Genomic DNA, 19,347 nt, shown 5'->3' with positions numbered 1-19,347 from the left:
TCAAAGGATTAATTGCTAGTTGAGATGGATAACAGTTTTACCGCTAAAATTACAAGATAATCCCTTCTTGATAGAATCTTTTCCACAAATAATATCATGAAATCGATTTAATAAATCAAAATGATACATTATGAGGTTTGGAAGGATGAGCTACTAGTGAGGAGTTTTGGGATGTCTTTATAAAATACTTTGGAGATAAAATAAGTTTTTAAAAAGTCCAAAATCAATTATCCAACCTTCTTGCAGACAATCGCATGAGTGATTTCAAAGGCCGCATAGGTTGGGTTATCACTAAATGTAAGTTCTTTTAATACTACCGAATCGTCAATAATCGGTAAAGACGAACTGACCAAAGCTACGCCCATTCCCATGCCTACCAAACCTACAAGTAGCTCAATACTAGACACTTCTTGAACAATTTGTGGCTCACGATGAAAGCCCGCAGTCTTGCAACGGCGTTCAATTTCGTCATAAAGCGTATATAAATTGCGCTGAACTTCTATCCAACGTTCGTTACGTAACTGTCCGATTTTGATTTTCTTGTAGTTGGCTAAGGGATGTTTGCTCGATAAGAGCACTTTCAAACAATTTGACTCGGTATATCTAGGAAAAAGATTTGGGAAAAGAAGAGGAAAATGAGTCATTCCCAAGGTTATATCATCACGTATCAATCCTTCTTGTACAGCCTCAGCCGTAGAATACTCCACCAATTTTATGAGAGAATCGGGATACCATTCTTGTACTTTTTGGGTAAACTCAATGACTTTCGTTTTTGGGAAAAGTCGGTAATATCCTAAGCTAATATGCTTTGCTTTTGTACCCAACTTTTTGGTATTCTCTAACATACGGTCAAATTGCTCCGTAAATCTTGAGGCATCTTTTAGGAGAAAAAATCCTGCTTCGGTTAATTCTACTTTTTTATGTAGTTGTCTTTTGTTTTTATCAAACAACTCAATACCTAGTTCTTGCTCAATAAGATTGATTTGTTTGGTCAATGCAGGTTGTGAAATACAAAGGTTTTCAGCTGCTCGACCAAAATGCAACTCTCGTGCTACCTCAAGAAAATATTTGAGTTGTCGTAACTCCATGTGGATGCTTATTGAGTGATAGGAAGGGACACTTCTATTTTGGATTGCGGATTTGAGATTGCGGATTTCGGAGTTAGAAATGCACCTCTATCTTGTATAAAAAACAGGATAAAATCCGAAATCAAATATCCGAAATCCAAAATCATAATGAGCCTCTCATATTCAAGTAAAAAGGATTTTCGATATGTTCTTTTGAAGAGTTAAGTACCAATTTGGCAGCGGTCACACCCATAGCCTCAAAGTCAGTAGAAATGGTTGTTAAGCCTTTCATAATAAACTTTTTGAGTGGTGTTTCGTTGTAAGAAATTATCCCTACATGCTCGCCAACAGTCAGATTTAATACGATAATTTTTTCCAATAACTGCACCAAATCATCTTCCATTAAACTAATGAAAACCTCTCCTTCGTTGACAGGTTCCTCAGCCAAATCATGCACAATGTGATGGTTGAAGGCATAATTGCTACAAAAAGTTTTGAAGCCTTTCAAGATTTCCTGAGGATAATAACTATGCTCAGGAAAGACTAATTTAATGGTATGATATTTACTCAAAGCATCCAAAGCTTGACTCAATGAGTTAAAAATATCTTTTTCAAAGTTTTCATACACAGCCCCATAATTCCCCTGAATCTCTTTGACTTTTTTATCAATAATTATCAGTTTGTCTTTGGGGAGCTGATCTAGCAATTTATACGCTTTTTCTTCCTCATCAATAAAATGCGGAATCACAACATAATGTGTATAATTGCTTTTTTGTTGTCCCAGTAGTTTACTAAAAAGTACGTAATCGTTGTTGTAAATATAAAAGTCAATAGCCGCTTTGTCGCCCAATGTTTTGACAAAAGCATCATAAATAATTTTCTTGTGTGGACTCAACTTATTGAATACCAAGAAAATCTTGAGTTCTTGTGACAAAAAAGTACTTGCCACAAAATAGCCTTTTCCTGGCGACGACGTCAATACGCCCAACTTACGAAGTTCGTTATAGCCTTTTTCGACAGTAATACGTGAAATATCGAACTCGATACTTAGTTCGTTTATCGAGGGCAATAAATCCCCAGTAGTGAGGATACCCTGTCTAATAGCACTAAGTACCGAGTTGACAAGTTGCTGATATTTCGGAGTTGCCGAAAATTCATCAATATTCAAATGTTCTAAAAAACGCTCTTTTTTCATAGAGAATTACCAATACCGACAATAATCACCGATAAAAGGATAATACCAATACCTGTTAAAATAGTACGGAAAATTGATTTTGAAACACCTTTCCATTCACCCAATACGATACCCCAGCAGTTAGAAGTTAGGATAATAGTTGCCATGTGCAAAATCCATGAACTAGCGCCATTACCTAATTTGCTTTCGCCCATTCCATAGAAGAAAAACTGCAAAAACCATGTTGTACCAGCAACCGCTGCAAAAGCATAGTTTTTCTTCAAAGGAGCTTTTGAGTTTAAATAGTCACCAAATGTTTTGTTACGTGTGTTAAGATACATACACCATACAAAATTGGTTACAAATCCGCCCCAGAGTACCACTACAAAGATAACATTGTTTTGGAATAATGGATTACAGCCTTTTGCTACTGCTGTTTCAGCCATGGCCTTTCCCGCTTCAATACCAAAGTTAAAACAAGCACTCATCATACCAGAAATCGTAGCTACGATAAGTCCTTTGGTAAGGTTAAATTCTTTAATCGTTTCTGTTTTTTGTTCTTCGGTAAGTTCTCTTTCTTTCATCATTCCAGCCTTACCACAAACCATGATACCGCCCAAACAAACCAAAATACCTAATAATACGACCTGCCCACCAGTATGACTGATCATGTATGAGAAAGTTCCCTCAACATCATTGGTAAATACATCACGATAGACAGCAGGCAGTAAAGAACCAAATGTAGAACATAAACTCAAGGCGATAGACATACCCAAAGACATACCCAAATAACGCATAGCTAAACCGAAGGTCAAACCACCGATACCCCAAAGTAAGCCCATCAAAAATGTCCAAAAAATCACACCTTGATCAGTAGTTTTGATAATCGTCATAAAATCAGGAATAGTAAGATAGGCAGCCAAGTATGGTACTAATAGCCACGATACCACACCACCCACAATCCAAGCACTCTCCCATGCCCATGATTTAACACGATTATAAGGGATATAAAAACTCCCAGAAGCAAAACCACCTACCGAGTGGAAAATAACGCCAAGAATAGATTCCATAAAAAGGTCTTTTTACATAGTCTAAGATTTACATGTATGTGGAACAATCCGTAAACCTTAAAATTGTGATTATATGAAGTTTGATTATTGAAAAACAAATATTACCCTACAAATATAACCCTTTATACACCTTATAACTGTCCTAAGGCATCTTTGAATATTGCAGTTTTTCAATTACCAAAAATTATATATAAAATAACTATGGGTTATTTTTCTACTCGAGATTTATTCTATTTTTTTGTCTTCTATCAAAACAATATATCACTGTGACTACAAGAGAGTTGTACTTTAATAAGTATTTAGTTTTTAATCAATAGTTGCTACTCATTTGAAAAACAATTTTTTGTATATTCCATTAAGTGTAGTCGACACTTCAATAAATATCATTATTCAAGGGAAGTAGTCGGGTAGTTATAACAAAAATAAAAGTTAGCACAGCGATAAAAAACATGTTGTTATCGTTGTTCATAAGATTGTTGACTTTATTGTGAAGCAGTTTATTTTTGATAAAAACCTTCTCTTTCTCCTCAATTGTATTTAATCTCCAATCTATATATGATTAAACTTATGGAAAAACAACCTCTTTTTATTGAGAAACAACGCTTTAACCAATGGTGGATGTGGTTGATTTTATTTGGCACCAATGGTATTTTCATCTATGGATGGATTCAGCAAATCTATTTAAAAATTCCTTTTGGGGACCACCCCATGAGTAATACAGGATTATGGATTGCCGTATTAGCGATGTTAGCGTTTACGCTATTTATGCGCTCTTTTTGTCTAGAAACAAGCATATATGAGGATGGTATTTATGTACGATTTGTTCCACTTCAAAAAAGCTTCAGAATCTATCAATGGGATATGCTTGAGGACGTTTATGTACGAAAATATGCTCCACTATCAGAATATGGTGGCTGGGGTTATCGAGTAGGATTTGGAAATGCAGGTGGCGCTTTGAATATAGCTGGAGATATGGGAATTCAATTGGTTTTTAAAGATAAAATGTCTTTACTCATTGGGACGCAAAAACCAGAAGAAGCCCAAAAAGCTTTAACATTAATCAATTTGTCGCAAGTAGAATAATTGAGTGGTTGAGTGATTACTTTAATTGAATTTTAAAGTAATCACTCAACCACTCAGTCACTCAATAAGTAAACTCCATCCAGTAACCGTCAGGGTCTTGGATAAAAATTTGGGGGACACCATCTGGGCGCATTTTGGGTCCTACCATGGGTATTTTTTTAGCCTTCAAAAAGGCTTCGCACTCTTCAATATCTTCTACTTCTAAAGCAAAATGATTACGTCTTGTACCTCCAACGATAATGTCATCGGTACGCCCTGCAATCAGATGTAAAGTATGCGTACCCAATGCATACCAAGCTCCCTCAAAATCAAAAGCTGGACGAGCTACTTCTGGCAATTCTAATACATTTCCATAAAACTCTTTCGACGCCTCTAGGTCCTTGACAAAAAGGGCGATATGATTAATCTCTTTGATTTTCATAGTGTTGTAAAAACAAATGCACACACGCCAAAACGTATGTGCATTTGTTCAAAAACTGATACTAAAGTTTAATACCTATCTTTTAGGGAAATTAGGCAATTTCATTTTACCATCTTGTACACGATTCATCATACGCATCATTTTGCGCATTTCTTCAAACTGCTTCAACAAGTTGTTGATTTGTTGAACCGAAGTACCCGAACCAGCAGCAATACGTTTCTTACGAGACATATCCAATAACTCAGGTTTCTGACGCTCTTTTGGAGTCATTGACTGAATAATTGCCTCAATTGGTGTGAAAGAATCATTCGAAATATCAACGTCTTTGATAGCCTGCCCCATCCCTGGAATCATACCCATCAAATCTTTGATATTACCCATTTTCTTGATTTGTTGCAATTGAGAGTAGAAGTCCTCAAAACTAAATTGGTTTTGACGGATTTTCTTATTGATACGCTCTGCTTCTTCTTCGTCAAAGGCATTTTGAGCTCTTTCAACCAAGGAAAGCACGTCACCCATACCCAAAATACGGCTAGCCATACGATCTGGGTAGAATTGGTCAAGGGCATCCATTTTCTCACCTGTCGAGATAAACTTGATTGGTTTCTCAACTACGTGACGAATAGAAAGCGCCGCACCACCACGAGCATCACCATCCAACTTAGTTAAAACTACCCCGTCAAAATTCAAACGGTCGTTGAATGCCTTTGCAGTATTTACTGCATCCTGACCTGTCATAGAGTCTACTACAAACAAGGTTTCAGATGGTTTGATAGCTTCTTTTACTGCTGCAATCTCATTCATCATAGCCTCATCTACAGCCAAACGACCCGCAGTATCGACAATGATTACTTTTTTACCCATTTTGCGAGCATACTCCAATGCATTTTGGGCAATTTGTACAGCATTTTTGTTTTCTGGTTCAGAATAAACCTCTACTTCTACTTGCTCACCTAATACCTTCAACTGGTCAATCGCCGCAGGACGGTAAATATCACAGGCTACCAAGAGTACGTTACGACCCGATTTTTTGAGGTATTGAGCTAACTTACCAGAGAATGTAGTTTTACCAGAACCTTGCAAACCAGCAATCAAGATAACAGAAGGGTCTGATTTGAGGTTGATACCTTGTACCTGAGAACCCATCAATTTTACGAGCTCATCATGTACAATTTTTACCAACATCTGACCTGGGTCAACTGCAATAACGATTTTTTGACCCATCGCTTCATCCTTGATGCGGTCGGTAATTTCTTTCGCTACTTTGTAGTTAACATCGGCATCCATCAAAGCGCGACGGATTTCTTTCACTGTAGCGGCTACGTTAACGTCCGTGATACGTCCCTTACCTTTAAGGGTACGCATTGCGGTATTAAGTTTATTACTTAAATTCTCAAACATTGTCGGTTATAGCTAAAAATCTTATAGTTCATTCTATAGAACCGCAAAGGTACAAAAAAAATTAAGCATTAGTAGTTTCATAAATTGCTAATTATTATCTTGTAATAGATATACCTACCTCCAATTTATACTTACAAACTTTATATCCTTCCCATCAGATTTACAGTGGCTTGCAGACAAACAATGAGTTTGACTTGCTACAATCCTTGATAATTATTGTTTTTGTTCACCTTTTATTGTCATTGATATACCTATCTCCCTAAAATAATTTTGTGCACTCAATTTATTGTATTACAAGTATTTATAGCACCAATAAAACTTTTTTGTTTCACCAAATACATACAATACTAATATGAAAGCACCTCAATTCATCCTTTACGTAGTTTTCCTAATCTGTTCAAGCTTTCTATCAAAAGCACAATTTATCAGCATCGACGAAGCTCGCCATAAAGAAGTAAAAAAAGCTGAAAAAGCAGGGCTTTTAGTGGATATTCATCAGGACGAAAAAATCCTTTGATTTATAAAATTCTCATAAATCATACACAGTCTGAGTCAATTATGACTTACTTACGGCCACGTAATTCTGCAGATTTCATTGAACAAAAAGAAGCCAATTTAAAAGATTCTCATGTGATGCTCAATTTGCACCTAGCAGGGCTTGAGGACGGAGAATATACTTTTGTGGTAAAAACGAATAATCAATTTTTCATTAAACATTTTCTTATTACCAGTGGAGATTTGGTGTGTGAAAAGGTTGGAGGCAAAGAGGTGTTGTCAATTAATCGACAAATTCAGACGGTAGATTAAATAAAGGGACAAAGCGTTATAGTAAAAAAGGCACAAAGTGTATCATAATCACTTTGTGCCTTTTTTACTATAACGCTGTTTACTTTTTGATTTTATTCAAAAATAATCGTTCTGTTTCCTGCAATAAATACCCGATCTTCTAATACTAGCTTAAGCGCTTTGGCAAGAACAATTTTTTCAACATCACGACCAGCAGCAGCCATTTCGGTAGCCGTTTTGGTATGGTTTACGGAAATCACATCTTGGAAAATAATTGGTCCTTCATCCAGATCGTCGGTCACAAAGTGTGCCGTTGCACCAATAATCTTTACCCCACGTTCATACGCCTGACGATATGGATTAGCACCAATAAACGCTGGTAAAAATGAGTGGTGAATATTGATGACTTTTCCTGTATAACGTTCAGTAAAAGATGGTGTTAACACACGCATAAATTTGGCTAACACCAAATAATCAAAACTGTAGGTAGCTAACAATTCATGGATTTGGTTTTCATGATCCAATCTCGACGCTTCGTCGGTTCCTTTGGCTGGAATATAATGGAACGGAATACCAAAACGCTCAGTTAAGGAACGTAATACTTCATGATTGCCGATTACTGCTAAAATATTGATTGGCAAATCTTTAAACTCATTTCTAATCAATAAATCACTGATGCAATGATGCTCTTTAGTTACCAAAATCACTACATCTTTGATTTCTTTTTTGGAAAGGTCAATATTAGCGCCATTGGGCAAAATACCTCTTAATCCGTCCTCAATTTTTTCGGGGTCGCAATTCCCAGAAAAGGCCACACGCATAAAAAACTGATTGGTATCTCTTTCGACAAATTCGTCGGTTCTTTCTACATTGAGGTTATTAAAAAATAGTACTCCTGTGATTTTATGCACAAGCCCTTTTTCATCGGGGCAATCAATTCTTAGAATATAATCTGTCATTTCAAAATTTTTATAATGGCTAACAGTAAACTATGCTGCTTTCACAAAATAGCATTTAACAGCCCGCAAAATTACTTATTCGTTTTACTAAATCGCTAATTATTACAGAATTAAAATACAAAAACTATAGCCTAGAATGATTTGAGTCCTACGAAAAGTTGAGATACTTAACAGACAGCCTCAGCCCATCTTCAAATTGCCAAATCTTCAAATCTATCCTGCATTTACAGTTGTATTTCCATTTTTACATATTCGATACCTTCTTTTACAAATGTATCTCCAACGGCATCGAGTCCAAATTTTTGATAGAATGGTAATGCTGACGTGCGGGCATGACACCAAAGTAATTGTACTTTATGTTTTTTCGAAAAATCAATCAAATGACCTATCAGCGCCGAGCCAAAACCTCTTCCTTGTAAATGTTCGAGTGTAGCAAATTTCCGAAATTGTGCTTCTTGACCTTCAATAAATAAAGAAATCACAGATACTAATTCAGCATCAAGCCACAAGCCAAAGTGAATTCCATCTTCATCATTTTTGATTTTGACAAAGTCTAAAGGGTAATCTGGCCACATAACTTTATGACGAATTGGCCAAGTTTGAGCTGCTGATATTTGATGGACTATATGGGTCATAATGGATATTTAAAATTGATAAGCCCCAAAGCTACAAGACAATAGTTACCCTCTATTTTAGCATTTTAGGATATTTGAAAAAGCTCAAACCTAAAGAAAAAAATGCTAACTATATATTTTTTAGCAATGCTTTTCTGAAAAAACTATTGATTCTCACCTAATAATGTTCCCTACGTATCATAACATTCCGTACATTTGCAGTCGAAATGCGCAAACTATTCACGCATCATTAATAACGCATAACGTTTTCATACAAAAATGGGAAAAATTAAAGTTGAAAATCCTGTCGTTGAGCTTGATGGCGACGAAATGACTAGAATTATCTGGAAATTCATCAAGGATAAGTTAATCATTCCTTACTTGGATTTGGATATCAAATATTATGACTTGGGCATGGAGTACCGTGACGAAACCAATGACCAAGTTACTGTTGATGCAGCTGAGGCTATCAAAAAATACGGTGTAGGTATCAAATGTGCTACTATCACACCAGACGAAGCTCGTGTAAAAGAATTCAACTTGAAACAAATGTGGAAATCACCAAACGGTACAATCCGTAACATCTTGGATGGTACTGTGTTCCGTGAGCCTATCGTTTGTTCAAATGTTCCTAGATTAGTTCCAAACTGGACTGCTCCAATCATGATTGGTCGTCACGCTTTTGGTGATCAATACAGAGCAACTGACTTCTTGACAAAAGGTAAAGGTAAATTAACAGTTACTTTCACACCAGAAGACGGTTCTGAACCACAAACTTTTGAGGTATTCAACTTCAAAAACGACGGTGTAGCATTAACAATGTACAACACTGACGAATCTATTCGTGGTTTTGCTCACTCATGTTTCAACATGGCATTGAGCAAAGGATGGCCTTTATATTTATCTACAAAAAACACCATCTTGAAAAAATACGATGGTCGTTTCAAAGATATTTTTGAAGAAATCTATCAAGCAGATTACAAAGCAGCTTTCGCTGAAAAAGGAATCGTTTACGAACACCGTTTGATCGATGACATGGTAGCTTCTGCCTTGAAATGGAATGGTAACTTCGTATGGGCTTGTAAAAACTACGATGGTGACGTTCAGTCAGATACAGTAGCGCAAGGTTTTGGTTCATTAGGTTTGATGACTTCAGTATTGGTAACTCCAGACGGTAAAACAATGGAAGCTGAGGCAGCTCACGGAACTGTAACTCGTCACTACCGTGACCACCAAGCTGGAAAACCTACTTCTACTAACCCAATTGCATCTATCTTTGCTTGGACTCGTGGTTTGGAATTCCGTGGTAAATTAGACGGTAACCAAGAGTTGATCAACTTTAGCCAAACTTTGGAAAAAGTATGTATCGAAACAGTTGAGTCAGGTAAAATGACTAAAGACTTAGCAGTGTGTATCCACGGAAACAAAGTTTCTCATGGAGAACACTACTTATATACTGAAGAATTCTTGGCAGCAATCGACGAGAATTTGAAAGCTGCTTTGGCAAAATAATTTTTGTTAAAATAGTTTTGAAAGGCCAGCCTATTCGTATGATTAGGCTGGCTTTTTACTTTATACCTATTCACCTTCTAGTTTACTAATAGTCTTTTTCAAACATCTACAAGTTGTCAACCGTTATCTCTATACCATAGCCATATATCTCTAACAGACAGATTTTTTAGAGAAAAGTGCTATCTTGGAATTTTCATTCATTAAAATGCTTCATCATTCATGAAAAAACACTACCTCCCGCTAATTTTATCCTTTGCACTTTTTACAGAAGCTAACGCTCAAAAAATCGTTCAGCGTGATCCAGCCATCGAACAACTCGTTGCTGAAGTAAATGCTGATAGTTTGCAATCACATATCAAGAAATTGGTAAGTTTTGACACTCGTCATACCATGAGTACCACTACTGAAGAGAAACGTGGGATTGGGGCTGCAAGACGTTGGGTATTAAGCCGATTCCAAGAATACGCCAAACAATCAGGTGGTCGCATGACAGCCATGATTGATTCGTGGGTGCTCAAACCAGATGGCAAACGTGTCGACAAAGACCAAGATATGGGCAACGTCATGGGAATTTTGAAAGGAACAGACCCGAACGACGACCGTATTTTTATCGTTTCGGGGCATATTGATAGCCGTGTAACCAATGTCATGAATCGAGAAGCTACCGCCCCAGGAGCCAACGACGACGGTTCAGGAACAGCTACAGTGATTGAACTAGCTCGTGTGATGGCCAAAGCACAATTTCCTGCTACGGTAATTTTCTTGGTAGTGAGTGGTGAAGAACAAGGACTTCTTGGCGCTGATTATTTAGCACAAAAAGCGGTCAACGAAAAATGGAATATCGAGGCCATTATGAACAATGATATTGTGGGTTCGAATAATAGCAATGAGACTAGAATTATCGACAATACTCGTGTTCGTATTTTTAGCGAAGGAATTCCTGCTTTTGAACTTGACAAAAAAGCAACAGGTATTCGCAATATGGGACAAGAAAACGATGGAAAAGCTCGTCAGTTAGCACGTTATGCGAAGGAAATTGGAGAAAGATATGTCGATAATTTGGAGGTAGTAATGGTATATCGCAACGACCGTTTTTTACGAGGTGGCGACCATACACCATTTGTAAATCGTGGTTTTGCAGCAGTTCGTGTCACTGAAATGAACGAAAACTTTGATCATCAGCACCAAGATTTACGCACTGAAAAAGGTACTCAATATGGCGATTTACCAGAGTTTATGGATTTTGAGTATTTAAGAAAAAATACGGCTATGAATTTAGCAACGTTGGCTAACCTAGCAAAAGCTCCAGCCACACCTCAGAATGTTACCATTGATACCAAATCATTGACCAACAGTACTACGTTATTTTGGCAAACACCAAAATCAGGTAAGGTAAAAGGATATTATGTATTAGTACGTGAGACCTATCAGCCTTTCTGGCAAAAGAAAATTTTTACCACTAAAAATGGCATTAATATTCCTTACTCAAAAGACCATTATTTCTTTGCTGTACAAGCTGTGGGCGAAGATGGTAACGAGAGTTTACCTATATTGCCAAAAGTGGGAATGTAAGATTGAGTCAACGTATTAATGTCAAAAAGCCAAGAATTTCAGTACTAAAACTGATTCTCTTGGCTTTTTGGTTTAAACTATAAATTCGTAATTTCTTCTTCTGAAAGACCCGTTAATTTTTGAATACTCAATGTATCTAGACCCATCATTTTAGCTTGGCGAGCAACATTTCGTTGTCCCTCTTTCAATCCTTCTTGAATACCTTTTTGAATTCCTTTTTGAATTCCTTTTTGAATTCCCTCTTTCAAACCTTCTTTCAACCCTTCCTGCATACCTTTTAAGAGTCCTTCCTCACGTGCTGTTTCGACAGCATAATCGTAGGTGGCTTTATTGTCTCTAAATACTTTAAGACTGTATTCGTATCGTTCCCAATCTTCCCTATCCATTTTGGCTAGTTCAGCGACTTGAAAAGCGTGAGTAAATACTTCATCTTTAAACAACTCTGGGATGTTCTGAAAGTCTTCGAGATTTTTGATAAAATACAACCATTTATCTAGTCTAGTAGTCAACTCTTGCTCTTCCTTTTTGAAGTTAGGCATTTCAAGATAGATATAAGTCAATTTATCATAAAAGACCTTTCCATGCTGATTTTTGAGATTGATGGTATGAACGACTTCTGATTTTTCAGGTTCAGATTCGTAATCATCAAAGGTGAAATCTAGTACTCCGATGCAGTACACCGCTTTTAGATTGTAGTTCCAAATACCTTTTTCTGCTTGTTCTCGAATCGGGAAAGTGGAATAGTAAATGGTTCTTTCTCTGAAATAATTCTGTTTGGCTTTTTGCAACTCAACGATAAACTTTTCACCATTTTGATTTTCACAATAGATATCATAAATGGCTTTTCGGTCGTAGGGTGTAAAGCCTAATTGCTCATTGTTTTTGAAGGTGAGTTCTACGATTTGGTCTCTTTCGGGCAAAAGGGAGTTCAGGAAGTCAATAAGTTGTGGCTTACTGGCTTCTTCACCAAAGATTTTCTTGAACCCGAAGTCCGTAAATGGATTAAGATATTTTGCTTTCATGTTTGTAAAGGAGTAGTTCTAAAATCCAAAGTTAGACAATTTTCAGGACTAAACATTTGTTAGCATACAAGTTTGATTTCCAATTGCTTGAGCAATTTAGACTTATTCTCTTGAACAGCTCGCATTTCCTTTTTTAGCAATAGACCTTTTCGTAAAATCCTACTCTTTTTACTTGGTCTCCTTTTGCTATAACTTCTTTCGAAGAATCAAATAATACTTTTTCAATAAAAAATTATGAATTTCCGCCAAAATATTCAACTATTCAAAGAATACTCCTAAATTCAAGTGTTAATTCTGAAACAAAATGCCAGTTGTAAAACACTCTGATTACCAGCCTCCTCTATGGCTGCCAAATGGTCATTTCCAAACCATTTATCCTTCCTTGTTTCGTAAAGTAGATGGGATAAGTTATCAGCGTGTGCGTTTATCAACTCCAGACCATGATTTTTTGGACTTGGATTGGTCAAAAGTAAATCCTAACGAAACTCATTCACAGCGTCCACTTTTGATTTTATCCCATGGTCTCGAAGGCGATTCTACTCGACAATATATCACGGGCATGGTCAGGTTGTTTAACCAACATCAGTTTGACTGTTTGGCTTGGAATTTTCGTAGCTGTTCGGGAGAAATCAACAAGCAAGTTCGTTTTTATCATAGCGGCGCCACTGATGATTTAGACTTGGTAATCAAATACGCTGCACAAAATTATAAGGAAATATACCTGATGGGCTTCAGCTTAGGAGGCAATCTTACACTGAAGTATTTGGGTGAAAATGGCGAAAATCTTCGTCCTGAAATCAAAAAGGCTGTAACATTTTCCGTACCTTTGCACCTTTCTGGAAGTAGCTCCAAAATGGAAAGTTGGCAAGACTGGGTATATACCCGCCGTTTTAATAAAACTCTTACCAAAAAAATCCAAGAAAAGGCTGTTTACTTTCCTGAAAACATCAACACTACAAACTTGTCAAAAATACGCACTCTGCGTGATTTTGACAACTATTACACTTCACAACTTCACGGATTTAAAGATGCAGAAGACTATTATCAAAGAAATAGTTCCCTGTATTTTATTGAAAAAATCCAAATACCCACGTTAATAATTAATGCCCAAAATGACCCTTTTTATCGAAAGAATGTTTTCCTTTCGATAAAGTCAGTCGCTTAGAAAAGGTATTTTTTCAAGCTCCTGAAAAAGGTGGACATTGCGGATTTATGCAAAAAGGCTATGAGGAAACCCTCTGGTCGGAATATCAAGCATTAAGCTTTTTATCCAAAAACTAGCAACGAGTACCAAATAGGTTAACCAATATATAAATAACTAGAGTTTCAAATCCGTAGGAAAAGGCTTTGACCCCTGACTTGCGACATACAGTAAGAACATGTTGACTAAAACAGCAGAACATCAAGTAAATTTCGTCATTGATTTTGACAGCACTTTCACGCAGGTAGAAGGTCTTGACGAATTAGCGGCCATTGCATTGGCAGGAAACAAAGACAGCGAAAAAATTGTCGGTGAAATCAAAGCGATTACAGACAAAGGTATGTTGGGTGAAATTGGTTTTGCTGATTCCTTGAAGGCGAGAGTTGCCTTATTGCCAGCACACCGCGACCATGTAAATACTTTGATTGAGTTTTTGATGGGTAAAATTTCCGACTCATTTGCACGTAACAGAGAGTTTATCTCGATGTATCGTGAAAATATCTACATTGTGTCGAGTGGTTTCAAGGATTTCATTGTTCCTGTAGCTGTGTCAATGGGCGTAAAAGAAGAAAATGTTTTTGCTAATACATTTACTTACGATGCCGAAGGAAACATCACGGGTTATGACGAAAGCAACTTACTTTCTCAAGATAAAGGTAAAGTAAAATTACTTCAAGCCCTTCAATTAGAAGGCGATGTATATGCAATCGGTGATGGCTATACCGACTATGAACTTCGTGAGTCTGGTTTGGCTAATAAGTTCTTCGCTTTCATCGAAAACGTTGAGCGTCAAAAAGTTGTAGAAAAAGCTGATGAGGTTGTAGCTTCATTAGACGAATTCCTATATATCAATGGCTTGAGCCGTTCACAATCTTATCCAAAATCAAAAATCAAGGTTTTATTATTAGAAAACGTTCACCCAAAAGCTGTTGCGGCTTTCAAAAATGAAGGTTTTCAAGTAGAACTATTGAAGGGTGCTTTGGACGAAGAAGAACTAATCGAGCGAATCAAAGGTGTTTCTATTTTAGGTTTACGTTCTAAAACCAACCTTACCAAACGTGTGCTTGAGCATCCAAATGCTAGTCGCTTGATGGCCGTTGGGGCATTCTGTATTGGTACCAACCAAATCGATTTAGCTGAATGTGAAAAACGTGGTATCGCCGTATTCAATGCACCATATTCAAACACTCGTTCGGTGGTAGAATTGGCCATTGGGGAAATGATTATGTTGACTCGTGACATTTTTACGAAGTCAAATAAAATGCACCAAGGTGTTTGGGACAAATCTGCGACTAACTCTTACGAAATTCGTGGTAAGAAGCTCGGCTTGGTAGGTTATGGTAGCATTGGTACTCAACTTTCGGTTATTGCCGAAGCAATGGGTATGGAAGTTTACTTCTACGATGCTGTTGATAAATTGGCTTTGGGTAATGCCAAAAAATGTAAAACTCTTGAAGAACTATTGAGCATTTCTGACTTTATCTCTATGCACGTTGATGGTCGTAAGACTAACTCAAACATTATTGGAGAAAAAGAATTTGCTATGATGAAAGACAATGTCATCTTCATCAACCTTTCAAGAGGTCATGTAGTAGATATTCCAGCTTTAGTAAATGCCTTGAAATCGGGTAAAGTTTGGGGAGCGGCTGTTGACGTGTTCCCTTACGAACCAAAAACCAACGACGAGGAGTTTATGAACGAATTGCGTAGTTTGCCAAGAGTCATTTTGACTCCACACATTGGTGGCTCTACGGAAGAAGCTCAAGCAAATATCGGTGAATTTGTACCAAGCAAATTGTTGCAGTTCATGAACAACGGTAGCACTTACGGTTCGGTAAACTTCCCAGAATTGCAATTACCAGCATTGGAAGATGCACACCGTTTGTTGCACGTTCACCAAAACGTACCAGGTATTTTGGCTAAAATCAACGGTATTTTTGCCAAATACAATGTTAACATCAAAGGTCAGTATCTTAAAACAACCAACAACATCGGTTATGTAATCACTGACGTAGCAAAAGAGTATGCAGACGAGATTGTAGAAGAGCTAAAAGGCTTGGATAATACCATCAAATTTAGAATGTTGTATTAAAATCTTGTATTCTTATATCTTTGTGCCACGTATTTCGTGGCACAAGTTTTTTATCCCCATTTAAAAAGCATGATAAAAAAAATAACGATTCAAAATTTCTTCAGCTTTGGCAATGAACAAACCATCGAATTGAATGCTGATACCAATGTTCTGGTAGGAATTAACGGAACAGGAAAATCAAATTTCATCAAGGCGATACGTTTGTTGAAAGCTTATATAAGTGCGAATGAATTTGAAAAGCTATTTATGCAAAAGTGGGGAGGCTTTTCTGGTGCTTGTAATTTTATACATCCTGATGCTTCTATAATTTACCTACGCTATGAGTTTGATAAAAATGTTGTAAGTAATTTTGACGATACTTTTAATAAAGATGATTACCATATTGATTTCTCAATAAGAAAAATTGGAAACTCTTACGATATTCTAGCGAGAGATACTACTTTGGAGGTTACAGAGAAATTACTCAAAGGCATCGAAATATACGATAATTTCGATACTACTTTTGAAAGCCCCATCCGACAACTTTCGCCTTATTATTCGGAAGAAAACCTTTTAAGCGATGGTAAAAATCTGACAGGACTATTGAGTTATTTGAATGGAAATTCAGTTAAAGCTTTTGATAAACTGGTAGAAGAGTTTAAAAAGATAAATCCAAATTTCCGAGAACTTGTTTTTACGACTCCTATTGCTGGTAAAAGCTTACTCTCATTAAAGGAAAAAAACTTAGATAGAGCCATTACTATTGAACATATTTCGGATGGTACACTAAGATACTTGCTTTTGCTTTCAATTTTCTATAATCCTAAAAGAGGAAGTATAGTTTGTCTTGATGAACCAGAAATGGGCTTACATCCAGATATGATTAATGGTGTTGCAAGGGGTATCAAATACGCTGCACAAAATGGCACACAAATGATTATTGCGACACATTCGCCCTTATTATTAAATGCTTTTGAATTAGAAGATTTAATAATTTTTGAGAAAAATGAAAGTAATGAAACTATCGTAAAAAAAGTATCCGAAGAAGATTTCCCTGATTGGGAAGGTGAGTTTTTGGCAGGACAAATGTGGCTTAGAGGTCAAATTGGAGGAACGCGATGGTAGAGGTCAGTATTTTAGTAGAAGGGGGTGTTCATCCAAATAGTAATGCCAGTGCTGATACATTTGATAATAGTGAAAAACTTCGTGAGAGTTTTCAGTCACTACTTTCCAAAGGCGTTCAAGATGACCGTATTCAAATAAAAATTGATACAAAAGGCTCATACGCCTCTATTATCAAAATGCCCTTGCATTCAAATCAATTAGCATTATTAGATTTGGATGGGGATCAATCACAAAAAACGGTGCGTCTGAAAGAGTATCAGCTAGAACAACACCAAGATTTTGTGTTTTTTATGATACAAGCCATGGAAAGCTGGATACTTTCTCAGCCAGATAAGATTGAAACAACTTTTGAAGCATATACTAAAATAATAGACGGTTCACTAGCCGAATTCCAAGCTTTGAAGGATATGTCACCAGAAGATATCTCCAACCCTAGTGGAGTTCTCAACTCATTACTACAATCCTATTTTGAGTCTGAAAAAGCAGGTAAGATAAAAAAGCTGAAATACGGTAAGTTAAAAAACTCTCATTTACTGATTCAGCAACTCGACCCTGAAAAACTCAAGTACCAATTTGAAGATTTCCATTATTTACTGAACAAGATTAAAGAACTATTAATTCATGCGTAAAACGTACTTTACCCCAGGTCCAGCCGAACTTTTTCCAACTGTTGAACAACACTATCGCGATGCGTTTGACCTTCAATTAGGGTCTATCTCGCACCGTTCTGCTCAGTTTCGTAAGATTTATCAGCATACGGTAGAGCAACTTCGTACGCTAATGAATATCCCTGAATCATCGGGCATTTTCTTTACTGGCTCTGCCACAGAAATTTGGGAGAGAATCATCCAAAACACCGTAGAGTTTGAAAGCTTCCACTTGGTAAATGGCTCTTTTTCAAAGAAATTTTACGACTTCTCAGGAGAACTAGGCAAATTTGCTCACAAATACGAAAAACCATTTGGCGAGGGATTTGACTATGCGGAAATCGAAGTACCACAATATTCAGAATTAATTTGTACTACTGCCAACGAAACGTCTTCGGGTGTACAAATGCGCCCTTCTGAGATTCATAAACTCAAACGTGGCAATAAAGATAAATTTGTTGCTGTAGATATGGTATCGTCGGCTCCATATCCTGATTTAGACTTTGAATTGATAGATACAGCGTTTTTCTCTGTACAAAAATCATTTGGGATGCCTGCTGGTTTGGGCTGCTGGGTTGCCAATCAAAGTATGCTCGATAAAGCTAAATCATTAAAGAAAAACGATGGTATCATCGGTACTTATCATACTTTACCTTCGCTTTGGAAAAACTTCGAGAAATTCGAAACACCAGAAACACCAAACGTAGTGGGGATTTATGTATTAGGAAAAGTAGCCGAAGACATGAATAAAATTGGTATCGAAACAATTCGTAAAGAAACCGAGCGCAAAGCGAAAATGCTTTACGATTTTGCTACAAAATGTGATTACCTAGACATTTTCGTACAAAATCCTGAACACCGTTCGCAAACAGTAGTAGTAGTAAATACCGTAGGAAAATCTGCTGCTGACATTATCGATGCTGTCAAAACTTCTGATAATATGGTAATTGGCTCTGGTTATGGCGATTTTAAGGCTACCCAACTTCGTATTGCCAACTTTGCTGCTGTCAATATCGAGCAAGTAGAAAACTTAATCGAGGTAATGAAAAAACTATAGCTTTTTATACCAAAGTCAAGGTATTCAAGCTATTATGAATTTGGGAATTTTGATTTCGGAACAAGAGTCTATTCCTTGATTTTTCGCAAAATATCAATCAAAAATTAAGCTATACTTCTGAAATCTAACAGCAGATATCCCCATACTGATGCATCATCTTGAATTTTAGGATAAAACATGAGTCATCCCGAATTTTGTTGTGCGAAGTAGCACCATAGCATGTTTTGGATGGCCGTTCTCAATCGATAAATCGGTGTCAAAGCATTTTGGCACCGATTTCCTGTTCTATGAGCAAATTGATTGATGATTATCTTGATAATAGATGGCCAATTCCTGATGAGTTTCATCAAGAAGTCGTAAATGAGCGTGACGATGGCTAATAGTTTGAGGGTATTTTCGAAGAACCATAACCTAGGAGATTCAATAGCTAGCTCAGTTTTGGCGAATCTAAACGCCTGTTCGATATTCCATCGGTGCATGTAGCTATGACATATTTCCCAAGCATCCTTAGCTGATTCTACAGGCAATGAGGTTAATAAATAGAGTGGTGACTGATAGTTTTTGG

18 protein-coding genes and 1 pseudogene are annotated in these 19,347 nt (G+C 36.9%); 10 read left to right on the top strand and 9 right to left on the bottom strand.

What is annotated here, in order from left to right; genetic code table 11:
• Positions 1-227: 227 nt before the first annotated feature.
• The 3 genes from BWI92_RS08830 to rhaT all read right to left on the bottom strand — a co-directional run bounded on the left by BWI92_RS08830 (position 228) and on the right by rhaT (position 3,311).
• Positions 228-1,088 carry a LysR family transcriptional regulator gene (locus tag BWI92_RS08830; protein WP_095162062.1) on the bottom strand — a complete coding sequence of 287 codons (861 nt, stop codon included), beginning with the start codon at positions 1,086-1,088 and terminating at the stop codon, positions 228-230.
• A gap of 142 nt (positions 1,089-1,230) precedes the next feature.
• Entirely contained in the window at positions 1,231-2,262 is a 1,032-nt protein-coding gene (locus BWI92_RS08825; protein WP_095162060.1) for a GntR family transcriptional regulator, read from the bottom strand.
• On the bottom strand, positions 2,259-3,311 hold the full coding sequence (rhaT, locus tag BWI92_RS08820) for an L-rhamnose/proton symporter RhaT (RefSeq protein WP_095162058.1): 1,053 nt from the start codon (positions 3,309-3,311) through the stop codon (positions 2,259-2,261). Before rhaT ends, BWI92_RS08825 begins: the two co-directional genes overlap by 4 nt.
• A 567-nt stretch (positions 3,312-3,878) precedes the next feature.
• Here rhaT and BWI92_RS08815 point away from each other — a divergent pair.
• The gene (locus tag BWI92_RS08815; RefSeq protein WP_095162054.1) at positions 3,879-4,394 is read left to right on the top strand and encodes a hypothetical protein; all 516 of its coding nucleotides are present in this window, start codon (positions 3,879-3,881) and stop codon (positions 4,392-4,394) included.
• Positions 4,395-4,455: 61 nt separating this feature from the next.
• Here BWI92_RS08815 and BWI92_RS08810 read toward each other — a convergent pair whose 3' ends face one another.
• Both BWI92_RS08810 and ffh read right to left on the bottom strand, forming a co-directional pair.
• The gene (locus BWI92_RS08810) at positions 4,456-4,815 is read right to left on the bottom strand and encodes a VOC family protein (protein ID WP_095162051.1); all 360 of its coding nucleotides are present in this window, start codon (positions 4,813-4,815) and stop codon (positions 4,456-4,458) included.
• Between the two features lie 75 nt (positions 4,816-4,890).
• Positions 4,891-6,216 (bottom strand): signal recognition particle protein, encoded by a 1,326-nt coding sequence (ffh, locus tag BWI92_RS08805; protein WP_095162049.1) that lies wholly within the window; start codon positions 6,214-6,216, stop codon positions 4,891-4,893.
• A 352-nt stretch (positions 6,217-6,568) separates the two neighbouring features.
• On the opposite strand from ffh, the gene BWI92_RS27265 reads away from it, so the two are divergent.
• Both BWI92_RS27265 and BWI92_RS08800 read left to right on the top strand, forming a co-directional pair.
• Positions 6,569-6,733, top strand: coding sequence for a hypothetical protein (locus BWI92_RS27265; RefSeq protein WP_176464381.1), 165 nt, complete (start codon positions 6,569-6,571; stop codon positions 6,731-6,733).
• Between the two features lie 41 nt (positions 6,734-6,774).
• A complete protein-coding gene (locus tag BWI92_RS08800) occupies positions 6,775-7,023 on the top strand; it encodes a hypothetical protein (protein ID WP_095162047.1) in 249 nt (82 codons plus the stop codon).
• Between the two features lie 92 nt (positions 7,024-7,115).
• Here the strand turns inward: BWI92_RS08800 and purU are convergent, their stop codons facing one another.
• Both purU and BWI92_RS08790 read right to left on the bottom strand, forming a co-directional pair.
• On the bottom strand, positions 7,116-7,961 hold the full coding sequence (gene purU, locus BWI92_RS08795; RefSeq protein ID WP_095162045.1) for a formyltetrahydrofolate deformylase: 846 nt from the start codon (positions 7,959-7,961) through the stop codon (positions 7,116-7,118).
• A 224-nt stretch (positions 7,962-8,185) separates the two neighbouring features.
• On the bottom strand, positions 8,186-8,596 hold the full coding sequence (locus tag BWI92_RS08790; protein WP_095162043.1) for a GNAT family N-acetyltransferase: 411 nt from the start codon (positions 8,594-8,596) through the stop codon (positions 8,186-8,188).
• A gap of 258 nt (positions 8,597-8,854) precedes the next feature.
• Here BWI92_RS08790 and BWI92_RS08785 point away from each other — a divergent pair, with 258 nt between their 5' ends.
• Both BWI92_RS08785 and BWI92_RS08780 read left to right on the top strand, forming a co-directional pair.
• Positions 8,855-10,087, top strand: coding sequence for an isocitrate dehydrogenase (NADP(+)) (locus BWI92_RS08785; protein WP_095162041.1), 1,233 nt, complete (start codon positions 8,855-8,857; stop codon positions 10,085-10,087).
• A 219-nt stretch (positions 10,088-10,306) separates the two neighbouring features.
• Positions 10,307-11,659: a M20/M25/M40 family metallo-hydrolase gene (locus BWI92_RS08780; RefSeq protein WP_095162039.1), complete on the top strand. Its 1,353-nt coding sequence runs from the start codon at positions 10,307-10,309 to the stop codon at positions 11,657-11,659.
• 77 nt (positions 11,660-11,736) lie between these two features.
• On the opposite strand, the gene BWI92_RS08775 is transcribed toward BWI92_RS08780, so the two are convergent.
• A complete protein-coding gene (locus BWI92_RS08775) occupies positions 11,737-12,681 on the bottom strand; it encodes an Rpn family recombination-promoting nuclease/putative transposase (protein ID WP_095162037.1) in 945 nt (314 codons plus the stop codon).
• A 304-nt stretch (positions 12,682-12,985) separates the two neighbouring features.
• Between BWI92_RS08775 and BWI92_RS08770 the strand changes: the two genes are divergently transcribed.
• From BWI92_RS08770 to BWI92_RS08750, 5 genes are all read left to right on the top strand, one after another.
• Entirely contained in the window at positions 12,986-13,846 is an 861-nt protein-coding gene (locus BWI92_RS08770; protein WP_310588884.1) for an alpha/beta fold hydrolase, read from the top strand.
• A gap of 214 nt (positions 13,847-14,060) precedes the next feature.
• Complete coding sequence (gene serA, locus BWI92_RS08765; protein ID WP_095162035.1) at positions 14,061-15,974, top strand: phosphoglycerate dehydrogenase; 1,914 nt, start codon at positions 14,061-14,063, stop codon at positions 15,972-15,974.
• Between the two features lie 69 nt (positions 15,975-16,043).
• Positions 16,044-17,078, top strand: coding sequence for an AAA family ATPase (locus BWI92_RS08760; RefSeq protein WP_095162033.1), 1,035 nt, complete (start codon positions 16,044-16,046; stop codon positions 17,076-17,078).
• Complete coding sequence (locus BWI92_RS08755) at positions 17,072-17,707, top strand: DUF4276 family protein (RefSeq protein WP_095162032.1); 636 nt, start codon at positions 17,072-17,074, stop codon at positions 17,705-17,707. Before BWI92_RS08760 ends, BWI92_RS08755 begins: the two co-directional genes overlap by 7 nt.
• Entirely contained in the window at positions 17,700-18,782 is a 1,083-nt protein-coding gene (locus BWI92_RS08750; RefSeq protein WP_095162029.1) for an aminotransferase class V-fold PLP-dependent enzyme, read from the top strand. Before BWI92_RS08755 ends, BWI92_RS08750 begins: the two co-directional genes overlap by 8 nt.
• A gap of 182 nt (positions 18,783-18,964) precedes the next feature.
• Here the strand turns inward: BWI92_RS08750 and BWI92_RS27260 are convergent.
• Positions 18,965-19,347: pseudogene (locus BWI92_RS27260) on the bottom strand (hypothetical protein); the annotation flags it as partial.

The organism is Flectobacillus sp. BAB-3569, assembly GCF_002270355.1.
Lineage (GTDB): Bacteria > Bacteroidota > Bacteroidia > Cytophagales > Spirosomataceae > Flectobacillus > Flectobacillus roseus.
Note: the sequence above shows the minus strand (reverse complement) of the source record. Positions and strands in the feature narration are given on the sequence as shown.

What these genes read in the sequence shown, in the direction of transcription:
- ffh (WP_095162049.1), bottom strand. Translation starts at nt 6,216, where the DNA reads ATGTTTGAGAATTTAAGTAATAAACTTAATACCGCAATGCGTACCCTT.
- BWI92_RS08810 (WP_095162051.1), bottom strand. Translation starts at nt 4,815, where the DNA reads ATGAAAATCAAAGAGATTAATCATATCGCCCTTTTTGTCAAGGACCTA.
- BWI92_RS08815 (WP_095162054.1), top strand. Translation starts at nt 3,879, where the DNA reads ATGGAAAAACAACCTCTTTTTATTGAGAAACAACGCTTTAACCAATGG.
- BWI92_RS08760 (WP_095162033.1), top strand. Translation starts at nt 16,044, where the DNA reads ATGATAAAAAAAATAACGATTCAAAATTTCTTCAGCTTTGGCAATGAA.
- BWI92_RS08775 (WP_095162037.1), bottom strand. Translation starts at nt 12,681, where the DNA reads ATGAAAGCAAAATATCTTAATCCATTTACGGACTTCGGGTTCAAGAAA.
- serA (WP_095162035.1), top strand. Translation starts at nt 14,061, where the DNA reads ATGTTGACTAAAACAGCAGAACATCAAGTAAATTTCGTCATTGATTTT.
- BWI92_RS08825 (WP_095162060.1), bottom strand. Translation starts at nt 2,262, where the DNA reads ATGAAAAAAGAGCGTTTTTTAGAACATTTGAATATTGATGAATTTTCG.
- BWI92_RS08785 (WP_095162041.1), top strand. Translation starts at nt 8,855, where the DNA reads ATGGGAAAAATTAAAGTTGAAAATCCTGTCGTTGAGCTTGATGGCGAC.
- BWI92_RS08755 (WP_095162032.1), top strand. Translation starts at nt 17,072, where the DNA reads ATGGTAGAGGTCAGTATTTTAGTAGAAGGGGGTGTTCATCCAAATAGT.
- BWI92_RS08770 (WP_310588884.1), top strand. Translation starts at nt 12,986, where the DNA reads ATGCCAGTTGTAAAACACTCTGATTACCAGCCTCCTCTATGGCTGCCA.
- BWI92_RS27265 (WP_176464381.1), top strand. Translation starts at nt 6,569, where the DNA reads ATGAAAGCACCTCAATTCATCCTTTACGTAGTTTTCCTAATCTGTTCA.
- BWI92_RS08750 (WP_095162029.1), top strand. Translation starts at nt 17,700, where the DNA reads ATGCGTAAAACGTACTTTACCCCAGGTCCAGCCGAACTTTTTCCAACT.
- BWI92_RS08780 (WP_095162039.1), top strand. Translation starts at nt 10,307, where the DNA reads ATGAAAAAACACTACCTCCCGCTAATTTTATCCTTTGCACTTTTTACA.
- rhaT (WP_095162058.1), bottom strand. Translation starts at nt 3,311, where the DNA reads ATGGAATCTATTCTTGGCGTTATTTTCCACTCGGTAGGTGGTTTTGCT.
- BWI92_RS08800 (WP_095162047.1), top strand. Translation starts at nt 6,775, where the DNA reads ATGACTTACTTACGGCCACGTAATTCTGCAGATTTCATTGAACAAAAA.
- BWI92_RS08830 (WP_095162062.1), bottom strand. Translation starts at nt 1,088, where the DNA reads ATGGAGTTACGACAACTCAAATATTTTCTTGAGGTAGCACGAGAGTTG.
- BWI92_RS08790 (WP_095162043.1), bottom strand. Translation starts at nt 8,596, where the DNA reads ATGACCCATATAGTCCATCAAATATCAGCAGCTCAAACTTGGCCAATT.
- purU (WP_095162045.1), bottom strand. Translation starts at nt 7,961, where the DNA reads ATGACAGATTATATTCTAAGAATTGATTGCCCCGATGAAAAAGGGCTT.